This is a genomic window from Campylobacter sp. BCW_4323, assembly GCF_001763115.1.
In the GTDB taxonomy this organism is placed as follows: domain Bacteria; phylum Campylobacterota; class Campylobacteria; order Campylobacterales; family Campylobacteraceae; genus Campylobacter_D; species Campylobacter_D jejuni.
This window is the reverse complement of the sequence record NZ_MJYC01000039.1, coordinates 140,011-149,011: the sequence shown is the minus strand read 5'-3', so window position 1 is coordinate 149,011 and position 9,001 is coordinate 140,011. Positions and strand designations below refer to the sequence as shown.

Here is a 9,001-nt window from a genome sequence, read left to right as displayed (position 1 = left end):
TTATAGATAGTTTAATCTTTTTCTTCAAAGAAAAAGTTATAAAAGATTAAAAGAAAGCTTTTAATCTTTTTAATATTAGATTGAATAGATTTTACATAATTGCTTATGCCTAAATCTTTCTGGCTCAATCGATCACTTATTTAGATTTCAAAGATTGACTAATAAGATTTGAATAACAATACTAATTTAAAAGAACAAAACAAAAAATCATTTTTAAAAGAAAAGTTTTTAAATTAAAAACAAGATTTATAAAAAAGCTTTTAGTTTTAAATTAAAAAATTAAGAAAGTTAAAAACTCAAATAATTTAAAAACTTAAAAAATCTAAAATAAAGTTAATTTATAAAATCTACTCAGTTAGTGAAACTTTATAATTTAAAAGATTTTAAGTCCTTTTTTCAAAAAAGGAAATGAAAGTATAACCAATTAAACTTAAAAGGGGATTAAATAAAGGATTAAATAGTATAAATATTTGTGTAAATATTTATATAAGTATTTGGTGGGTTGAAAAATGGGGGCTATATTTTAGAGCACTCGTAATTTTTATTTTTTATATTAACAAATTGACTTTTAAGTGTTTTAAAATCTGGAATATAAGCATAACCGCTAAGCGTATCTATAACGATACAAAGAGCGTGCTTTTTTGATAACAAACGTATAATGCAATCTGAATTATTCTTTGCTAAAGTTTTTTCATACGCATAATTGGCATTTTTTAACGGAGAATACACTCTGCCCATTTCATCAAATACTAATCTAGTAAATCCTGAACAAGATCCTTTGAATTCAACCTTTTCTATTCCAAATCTTTTTGTAAGATTAAATCTTTGTGTAGTTTTTTCATCATCTTTACTAATAACTCCACTTTGACCTGAATTCATTAATTTGTTATGATTGATTACATCAACAGCAATTTCTCTATCTATATTGATTTCAGTTTTACCTAAATTAGCATTTCCATCGCCATTTTTATCCAAGAAAATAGTATATGTTTGATCATAACCCGTGGCAGCTGATTTTATAAAATAAATCTGCCATTTACTTTTAAACCACTCTCTTTTTGCGATAGCCAACTCATCAACTCTTATACCTTCTTGCATCATGGCTAAATTTTGGGTGTATTGGATATCATTAAGAATTTGTATTGCACCTTCTAGTAGATTGTCTTTTTTTAAGTAAAGACTGCCTAAATTAAAAACTATACCCAAAATGAGAATTATAAACACAAATTCTAACAAATTAAAAGCTTTAATCATAGTTTAAAATCTGATATACTTTTTCATATTTTCCAAGTTTTACTTTAACAATTTTTTTGTCTATATCATACTTATCAGCTTGTTTTAAAGCTTTTAAATAAAATTTATTACTATTTTTTATTCCATAAAATCGTAATCTTTTTTGCAAACTTGGGGCTGTTGCAAGCTCTAAAATATCTTGTTTTTTTAATTCTAGCGCCAATTCTTTAGCAAAATGATAATTATTGGCAAAATGATAATTTGGATTGTTTATAAAATAATACAATAATTGATTAGCGACGATTAAAAAGTAACAAAATATTAAAAAAATTATAGAACATTCTATAAAGATTTTATACCTTAATCGAAAAACTGGTAATCTCACCCTATAACTTTGCATTAAAGTTTTTATAAGCAAAGGAGTGCAAATAACACAAAAAGGCAAAAAATCATCTAAAAAAAGTTTTTGTCTTAAAGAAAGCAACAAACAAAATACAAATGTTACGCTCATTAAAAACCATAATAAATTTTTATATTTTTGAAAAGTCAAACGATAAATAGTATAAAAAAAATACACAAAAACCAAAGGAGAAAAACATGCAGCAAAAATTCCTAAAGTATCTAAAAAATAACCCCTTGGGCGACCACCTGTATCAAAACCATAAAAACTGATACTCGCTCCAAACAAAACAAGAGATAAGGTAAATAAAATAGCATTTCTTTTATAAATCCCAAAAAAGAAAAAAGTTAAAAATAAAATATTAAAAGATTTATCAACAAATAATACTATAATCAATAATACATAAAAAAGCCATTTTTTCTCATATTCGTAAGCACATAATATAGCAAGGGTTAAAAAAATCACCAAAGATGCGGCATTAACCAGTAAAGCACTTGCAACAGTACCCGGCAATAAAACAAATAACAATAAAGCAAAAAAAGCATCGATTTTAGTTTTAGTATATTTTAAAGCTAGCAAATACAAAAGCAAACAACTTAAAAAATGAAAAAATAAAAAAGGAAGCCTTAAACCAAAATCATTTTGCCCAAAAATAAAAGTTCCAAAATGAGATATATAATAAAGCAAACTATGGGAAAAAATAAGTGATTTACCCTGCTCACCAAAATAAATATCAGATTCATCAGCACTAATACTCAGTGTTGAAATTCCATAAAGCAAAGCTAACAAATCAAGACTAAGTAAAATGATGATAAGTTTATAATTTTTGATTTTTTCCATAATGAAAATTTTACAAAATTAAACTTAAAATATCAATGCAAATCATATAAATATCAAATATCTTAAAAATTAACATCAAATTGATTTTAGTTTTTATAAGTATAATTTTAAACAAAAAAAGGCAAAAATGCAAACTATTGATCAAATTTTTCAAACACAAATCGATATTAAAAAATCTACTTTCTTATCTTTTCTTTGCCCTTTTAAAGATTTTAAATTTTTAATAGAAACACTAAAAAAAGAGCATCCAAAAGCTGTTCATTTTGTCTATGCTTATCGTGTTTTAAATGATTTTAATCAAATTGTAGAAGATAAAAGTGATGATGGAGAGCCTAAAGGAACTTCTGGAATGCCAACTTTAAATGTTCTAAGGGGGTATGATCTTATCAATGCGGCTTTAATCACTGTAAGATATTTTGGCGGTATAAAACTTGGTACAGGGGGACTTGTAAGAGCTTATAGCGATGTGGCAAATGCCGTGATCAATAATTCTTCTTTACTTTCATTCGAATTGAAAAAAAATACAACCATTGCTATTGATTTAAAAAATTTAAATCGTTTTGAACATTTTTTAAAAACTTATTCTTTTAATTTCGCAAAAGATTTTAAGGATTGCAAAGCTATATTACATATCAAATTAAATGAAAAAGAGGAGCAAGAATTTGAAATTTTTTGTAAAAATTTTGCACCTTTTGAAATAGAGAAATTATAAATTCTTGCAAGTAAATATAAAAGCTCCAAAATGGAGCTTTTGATTAAATTGCGCTCAATAAATCATTTAACAAAGTATTATTCTTACTTTGTTCATTTGCACCTTGTTGTGTAAGATCATTATGAACGCTAGCACTTTGAGCTCTCATAGACAACTCGCCTTCATTTTGTCTAAAACGATAAGCGTAAACATTTGACATTTGAGCATAATTACTTAAATTTGAATTTGAGTTTTGCGCATTGCTTTGAAAACTACTGCTAGAATTTAAAGCATCTCCGCTTGACTTCTCATCCGCCTTATTTAACATATCCATAAAATCAGAATCTCCAGATGAAGAATAATCTTCAATCTGTTTATCCACCTGTTTATACTGACCACTAATAGCATCGTATTCATACGAGCTAATCGTTCTATAATTTACCTGCATAGTTTTCTCCTTTCAAAATATGCAAAAACTATACAAGCAAAAAGCGTTCCTTTTTATGTAAGATCAATGTTTTTTAATCATGATGAGTAGGCAAATGCTCCACATCAAGCTCATTGTTGGCTATAAATTCCTCCTTGGCTTTTTTACAGTTTTCATCACGCATTTTGCGGTATTCATTGCGAATGGTGATTTCTTTATCGCTTAGAGGTCTATCTTCTAAAAAACTGATATGAAAATAAGTATCATCGCTCTTTGAATAAGTTTTATAAAAATCTATATAATCAAAATAATCCTTGCCATTATCAAACTCTACCACTTCTTCTATATAAATCGTAGGCCCAAAACCCTTGTGATTTTGTGTATAATGCCCAAAACCTGCGCTGTATTGAATTCTAAATTTAGCCATCATTTTCTCCTAAAAATTCTTGATAAGTTCCACGAAAATCTGTAAGCTTACCATTTTCTAAATGCCAAATTCTATTAGCAAAAGCAGAAACTAATTCCCTATCGTGGCTGATACAAAGCACTACACCTTTGAAATTATACAAAGCCTCACCTAGTGCAATAATACTTTCAAGATCTAAATGGTTATCAGGTTCGTCTAAAAGCAAGAAATTTGGACGCTCTAGCATCAAACGAGAAAGCATTAAACGATGTTTTTCGCCCCCACTTAAACTTGCTGCCATTTTTTCTTGATCGCTGCCACTAAAAAGCATTCTACCTAAACACTTGCGGATTTCATCTAGATCTTTAAATTTTTCACTCATCAGCCATTCATAAAGTTTCAAATTTTCACAAATTAAATTACTTGTATCTTGAGGAAAATATCCAAGCTCTATAGTTGCCCCAAGGTGCATAGATCCACTATCTGGACTTATAGCATGAGCAATGATTTTTGCCAAAGTACTTTTGCCCACACCATTTGCCCCAATCAAAGCGATTTTATCATTTTTTTCTATTTTTAGCTCCAAATTTGAAAATAGTTGTTTATCATAAGCCTTGCCTATACCTTTAAATTCTAAAACTTCATTACCTATTTCACGATTGGTTCTAAAAACTATGCTAGGATCTCTACGGCTTGAAATTTTAATCTCTTCAAGCTCTAGTTTTTCAAGTGCCTTAGCACGGCTTGTGGCTTGTTTTGCCTTAGAAGCATTTGCGCTAAAACGGCGAATGAAATTTTCTAATTCTTCTCTTTCTTTTAAGGTTTTATCGCGTTTAAGCTCAGCTTGTTTTGCCAAAAGCGTTGAAGCCATATACCAATCATCATAATTTCCCGCAAAATCACGAATTTGTTTAAAATCCACATCCAAAATTCTTGTGCAAATTTTATTTAAAAAATGCCTATCATGAGAGATGACAACTAAAGTCCCTTCATGTCTTAAAAGTTCATTTTCAAGCCAAGAAATCGCCTCTAAATCAAGGTTATTTGTAGGCTCATCTAAAAAAAGCACATCCGCACCCAAAAATAAAACTTGAGCCAGTAAGACTTTAAATTTATCCGCACTTTGCAAGGTGCTCATTAAAGCATCAAAATCTTTAATCTTTAAAGAACTTAAAATTTTTTCACAACGTGTTTCACAATCATAATTTGGATCTTCTTCGGCCGTTATTATCTCAAGCTCACCTAAGCGTTCATTGATCTCATCAGTAAATTCCTCGCTCATATAAAGCTTTTCTTTTTCTTTTAAAGCCTCATACAAACGCTTATTTGCACACATCACTGCATCTTTGATGGTGTAGTTTTCAAAAGCAAATTGATCTTGCCCTAAAACTGCGATTTTCAAGCCTTCATCAAATACTATTTCGCCACTACTTGACTCAATTTCTCCTGAAAGAATTTTCAAAAAAGTCGATTTTCCCGCACCATTAGCACCAATAAGTCCGTATCTTTGTCCTCTAACAAGCTTTAAATTCACATTTTCAAATAAAAGCTGATTTGCAAAACGCATAGTAAGATTTTTTACTTCAACCATGATTTTCCTTAAATTTTTTACTTATAAAAATTTTTAAGAAATTGTATCAAAAAAGACTTGAAATTAATTGAGTATAAATTTTATATAGACAATGAAAATAAAATTTCATTGTTAAAATAAATTAATAATCCAAAAGTTCTACAAAAACTTGCTTTTTATCATCGCTAAATCTAGCACTATAAGAAATTTGAGTTTCATATTCCCCTCCATCAAATAAAATTCCTTTTAAAGCACCTCTTGAATATTTTTCTCGCATTTCATTAGGCATTTGTGGATAAGTAAATTTTAAACTAGCCATACAAAAACTAGTTTTTTTTATCCTTGCTATCTTTGGTTATAAAACTTTCAAAAGAAGTATAAACCACTTCATTAGCATAATCTTTCAAATCAAGTAAAGGTTTAAAATGTGCCCTTAAAACTCCAAGCGTATCAGTAGATAATGCAGCCTCTAAATCCCTCATATCCATACCATTGGAATTTATCCTTAACGCCCTTAAGGATTGTTCATTTAAACCATACTCAACATAAACCCATTCATCATCATCTAAAATACTTTTTAGCGTAAGCTTAACATCTTCATCATCGCATTTTGGCTTATTATTAAAACATCCTGCAAATAAAAAAACCAACATCAAGCTTAATAAAATATTTTTCATTATTTCTCCATTATTATTTTAATAAATTCTATGATTTCATCAATTTTAGCACCATCTTCCCCCAAAAGACTTTTTAATAAATCTAAGTTAAGCTGTGGAGGAAATATAAGATAAGAATTTACTGGAAAACCATTTGATTTTAAGCCTATGCAAAATTTTTCATCTTTATTTGTGTATGCTTTTCCTGCAACAATTTTATAAGTATCTTTCTCATAAAGTAAAGTAGGCTCTACTTCAAAAGGTGTATATTTTTCACTCATTTTCATCTCCATTCTTTCATTAGTTTTAAAATAAAATAATCATCACTGTATGATATTTACAATTTTTTCATAATTTTGTTTGCGAAGTTTTTTACCTACTAAAAACATATCTACAATCCACCAAATAGTCCAATTGACTATCCAATTCATAAGTGCTAATATATATGCTATGTTCTGCAAAGATTCACTTGCAACAATATAAAAAATTATTTGGAATAATCACAAATGCTAAACGCACAAAACCTAAAACCATATCACCTATCATAAAACGCCCTACTCCAAAAGGGCCAAATAAAAAAGTTCCTACCCAAAACACCAAAGCAGGGCTTTTTAGTTTAAGCATAGGAAGTCGATTTAACACATCTTTTTTCTTTCTTCGCTTAAGCGTTCAAATTTTCTTTTAGCGTAATTGCTGCTAAACCATCTCTTGGTAACTTATCACCAATATTAGAAAGAACTGAATTAAAATCCATACATTTCTCCTTGAAAATTAAAAAATATCTCGAATTATTCCATACTATAACTACTATAACTTAATTAATATTGAAATATTAAATATATTTTATATAAAAGATTGAATATTTCAAGTGTTTTTAATAAAGAAATTTTAATGTAAAATTTTTTAAAGGCTAAATTTTTAAGGTAAAAAATGACAAAAAAGAGCAAGCGTGATATGGCATATGAACTAGACATTGATGTTAGCACTTTATATAATTGGAGAAAATATAAACCCAATTTATATCGTATTGTTATGCTTGGCTTTAAATTTGATGAACTTTTAGAAAATAGCAAAAAAACTCATGAAGAATTACTTCATATAGAACAAACCATACAAGATGAAATTGCTAAATTTAAATAAAGTCCACTTTTAAGCTTTTTTCTATACAATTATCACTTTTATAAAAATCAAGGATTTGAAATGTTTTTATTAGATTTTTTAATATCATTGAGCTTTATTTTTGAAATTTCAACACTTGTGTTATCCTTTTACTTTAAAAATTCAAAAATTTTCTTTTTGACTTTAGTATTATTAGGAGCTAAGTTACCTTATTTTTATACAAGTTTTTTTCAAGCTAATTTATTTGTCGCCTTGTTTTTACCTATGGTTTTTACCCTATTTTGCCTTGGAAAACATCATGTTTTAATTTTAAATAAAAAAAATATTGCTTCAATTACAACCCTTATTTTTATAGGCATTTTAAGTATCATTTTACCTAGAAATACTACTTTTAATAGCGCTGGTTTAGAATTTCATTTTATTGCATTAGATTTTTTTAAGCCTGTGAGTGAATTAGGATTTTTATTTTTTTTAGTCGGCTTAATACTCATTTTTATCAAAACCTTTAAAACTAAAGAATATTATCTTATTATCGCATTTTTTGCTGCATATTTTCAGTTTTTATTTCAAGAAGGAGCAGGAATAAGGTATTTTGAATTTGCAAGCTTGGTTTTTTGTTTTTATCTTTTAAGTCACGCTTATAAGTTAGCTTTTTTTGACACCTTAACAAAACTACCTAATGAAAAAAGCCTTACACGCTTTACAAAGGGAAAAAACAACTATATCATTGCCTTGCTTCATTTTAATGAACTAAAAGATACTAAAGAAAGCTATGCCAAACTCATCTTAAAACAAATTGCAAAAATTTTAAAACGCTTTAGAGCAAAAATTTTCATCGTAGAAAATGATTTTATTTTCATTTTTAATGACAAAAATCAAGCTTTAAATCATCTTGCTTTTTTAGAATCCACCTTGAAAAACACGGAATTTAATTTAGAAAATGAAAATTTTAAACCAGATTTTAAATTGATTTGGCAAGAAAGTGAAGAAAATTTGGATAAAAATTTACAAAGTCTAAGAGCAAGACTCTTAGACTAAAAAATTATTTTTCGTTTGCTTCAACTTCGATATTTAAATTAATATCATCACTTAAAGTAATAGTTGAAGTACTTGTCGCAAATTTAAAATCAGAGCGTTTGATTTTTCCATTTAAAGAAAAACCTATTTTTTCTTTTCCATCTTTGCCTTTAGCTACACCGCCGATTTCAGTATCTAAAACGATATCTTTAGAAACTCCAGCTATAGTTAAAGTTCCTGTCATTTTGCCTTTTTCATTATCGATTTTTTCATATTTTTTCATTGTAAAAGTCATATCAGGATATTTTTTTGCTTTGAAAAAATCATCTTGTTGTAAGTGATTATCTCTTGTTTGATTTTCTGTATTTACAGATGCGATTTTTATAGTTGCATCAAGCTTTTTAAACTCAGCACTCGCAGGATCAAAATCAATCACCGCAGAATAATCTTTGAAATTTCCTTTTACATTGCTAATTTGTAAATGTTTGATTTTAAAACCTACATCTGTATGTGCTTTATCTAAAGTATATTCTTTAGCAAACAAACCTGTGCTTAACAAAGACACCGCAACCAATGAACTTAATAAAACTTTTTTCATTTTTTTCCTTTTTTTATAGTAATTTTCAATATAAAAATTTTATT

The 9,001-nt window shown here is 27.8% G+C and carries 12 protein-coding genes and 1 pseudogene; 3 read left to right on the top strand and 10 right to left on the bottom strand.

The window, feature by feature from the left end:
* Window positions 1-516 precede the first annotated feature (516 nt).
* Both AJN60_RS03350 and AJN60_RS03345 read right to left on the bottom strand, forming a co-directional pair.
* Window positions 517-1,254, bottom strand: a complete 738-nt coding sequence (locus tag AJN60_RS03350) for an ATP-binding protein (protein ID WP_070285880.1) — start codon at window positions 1,252-1,254, stop codon at window positions 517-519.
* Window positions 1,247-2,473, bottom strand: coding sequence for a hypothetical protein (locus tag AJN60_RS03345; RefSeq protein WP_070285879.1), 1,227 nt, complete (start codon window positions 2,471-2,473; stop codon window positions 1,247-1,249). Before AJN60_RS03345 ends, AJN60_RS03350 begins: the two co-directional genes overlap by 8 nt.
* Window positions 2,474-2,600: 127 nt before the next feature.
* On the opposite strand from AJN60_RS03345, the gene AJN60_RS03340 reads away from it, so the two are divergent.
* Window positions 2,601-3,185 carry an IMPACT family protein gene (locus tag AJN60_RS03340; protein WP_070285878.1) on the top strand — a complete coding sequence of 195 codons (585 nt, stop codon included), beginning with the start codon at window positions 2,601-2,603 and terminating at the stop codon, window positions 3,183-3,185.
* A 43-nt stretch (window positions 3,186-3,228) separates the two neighbouring features.
* Here AJN60_RS03340 and AJN60_RS03335 read toward each other — a convergent pair whose 3' ends face one another.
* The 7 genes and pseudogenes from AJN60_RS03335 to AJN60_RS09930 form a co-directional block, all read right to left on the bottom strand.
* The gene (locus AJN60_RS03335) at window positions 3,229-3,612 is read right to left on the bottom strand and encodes a hypothetical protein (RefSeq protein ID WP_070240064.1); all 384 of its coding nucleotides are present in this window, start codon (window positions 3,610-3,612) and stop codon (window positions 3,229-3,231) included.
* Window positions 3,613-3,685: 73 nt separating this feature from the next.
* Window positions 3,686-4,021, bottom strand: coding sequence for a hypothetical protein (locus tag AJN60_RS03330; protein ID WP_002859498.1), 336 nt, complete (start codon window positions 4,019-4,021; stop codon window positions 3,686-3,688).
* Window positions 4,011-5,588, bottom strand: a complete 1,578-nt coding sequence (locus AJN60_RS03325; protein WP_002902078.1) for an ABC-F family ATP-binding cassette domain-containing protein — start codon at window positions 5,586-5,588, stop codon at window positions 4,011-4,013. The genes AJN60_RS03330 and AJN60_RS03325 overlap by 11 nt, the downstream gene beginning before the upstream one ends.
* Before the next feature lie 121 nt (window positions 5,589-5,709).
* Window positions 5,710-5,886: a hypothetical protein gene (locus AJN60_RS09695; protein ID WP_180371137.1), complete on the bottom strand. Its 177-nt coding sequence runs from the start codon at window positions 5,884-5,886 to the stop codon at window positions 5,710-5,712.
* Window positions 5,887-5,893: 7 nt separating this feature from the next.
* Window positions 5,894-6,244, bottom strand: a complete 351-nt coding sequence (locus AJN60_RS03320) for a hypothetical protein (RefSeq protein ID WP_172671942.1) — start codon at window positions 6,242-6,244, stop codon at window positions 5,894-5,896.
* Complete coding sequence (locus AJN60_RS03315; RefSeq protein ID WP_070285877.1) at window positions 6,244-6,504, bottom strand: hypothetical protein; 261 nt, start codon at window positions 6,502-6,504, stop codon at window positions 6,244-6,246. Before AJN60_RS03315 ends, AJN60_RS03320 begins: the two co-directional genes overlap by 1 nt.
* Before the next feature lie 42 nt (window positions 6,505-6,546).
* Window positions 6,547-6,977: pseudogene (locus tag AJN60_RS09930) on the bottom strand (hypothetical protein).
* 176 nt (window positions 6,978-7,153) lie between these two features.
* Here AJN60_RS09930 and AJN60_RS03310 point away from each other — a divergent pair.
* Both AJN60_RS03310 and AJN60_RS03305 read left to right on the top strand, forming a co-directional pair.
* On the top strand, window positions 7,154-7,363 hold the full coding sequence (locus AJN60_RS03310; RefSeq protein ID WP_002778401.1) for a transcriptional regulator: 210 nt from the start codon (window positions 7,154-7,156) through the stop codon (window positions 7,361-7,363).
* 60 nt (window positions 7,364-7,423) lie between these two features.
* Window positions 7,424-8,380 (top strand): hypothetical protein, encoded by a 957-nt coding sequence (locus tag AJN60_RS03305; protein ID WP_070285876.1) that lies wholly within the window; start codon window positions 7,424-7,426, stop codon window positions 8,378-8,380.
* Window positions 8,381-8,384: 4 nt separating this feature from the next.
* Here AJN60_RS03305 and AJN60_RS03300 read toward each other — a convergent pair whose 3' ends face one another.
* Window positions 8,385-8,957, bottom strand: a complete 573-nt coding sequence (locus tag AJN60_RS03300; protein ID WP_002870418.1) for a YceI family protein — start codon at window positions 8,955-8,957, stop codon at window positions 8,385-8,387.
* Window positions 8,958-9,001 lie beyond the last annotated feature (44 nt).

Bases quoted from the DNA above. Each gene is read 5' to 3' on its own strand.
- AJN60_RS03350 (WP_070285880.1), bottom strand. From the start codon at position 1,254: ATGATTAAAGCTTTTAATTTGTTAGAATTTGTGTTTATAATTCTCATT.
- AJN60_RS03345 (WP_070285879.1), bottom strand. From the start codon at position 2,473: ATGGAAAAAATCAAAAATTATAAACTTATCATCATTTTACTTAGTCTT.
- AJN60_RS03340 (WP_070285878.1), top strand. From the start codon at position 2,601: ATGCAAACTATTGATCAAATTTTTCAAACACAAATCGATATTAAAAAA.
- AJN60_RS03335 (WP_070240064.1), bottom strand. From the start codon at position 3,612: ATGCAGGTAAATTATAGAACGATTAGCTCGTATGAATACGATGCTATT.
- AJN60_RS03330 (WP_002859498.1), bottom strand. From the start codon at position 4,021: ATGATGGCTAAATTTAGAATTCAATACAGCGCAGGTTTTGGGCATTAT.
- AJN60_RS03325 (WP_002902078.1), bottom strand. From the start codon at position 5,588: ATGGTTGAAGTAAAAAATCTTACTATGCGTTTTGCAAATCAGCTTTTA.
- AJN60_RS09695 (WP_180371137.1), bottom strand. From the start codon at position 5,886: ATGGCTAGTTTAAAATTTACTTATCCACAAATGCCTAATGAAATGCGA.
- AJN60_RS03320 (WP_172671942.1), bottom strand. From the start codon at position 6,244: ATGAAAAATATTTTATTAAGCTTGATGTTGGTTTTTTTATTTGCAGGA.
- AJN60_RS03315 (WP_070285877.1), bottom strand. From the start codon at position 6,504: ATGAGTGAAAAATATACACCTTTTGAAGTAGAGCCTACTTTACTTTAT.
- AJN60_RS03310 (WP_002778401.1), top strand. From the start codon at position 7,154: ATGACAAAAAAGAGCAAGCGTGATATGGCATATGAACTAGACATTGAT.
- AJN60_RS03305 (WP_070285876.1), top strand. From the start codon at position 7,424: ATGTTTTTATTAGATTTTTTAATATCATTGAGCTTTATTTTTGAAATT.
- AJN60_RS03300 (WP_002870418.1), bottom strand. From the start codon at position 8,957: ATGAAAAAAGTTTTATTAAGTTCATTGGTTGCGGTGTCTTTGTTAAGC.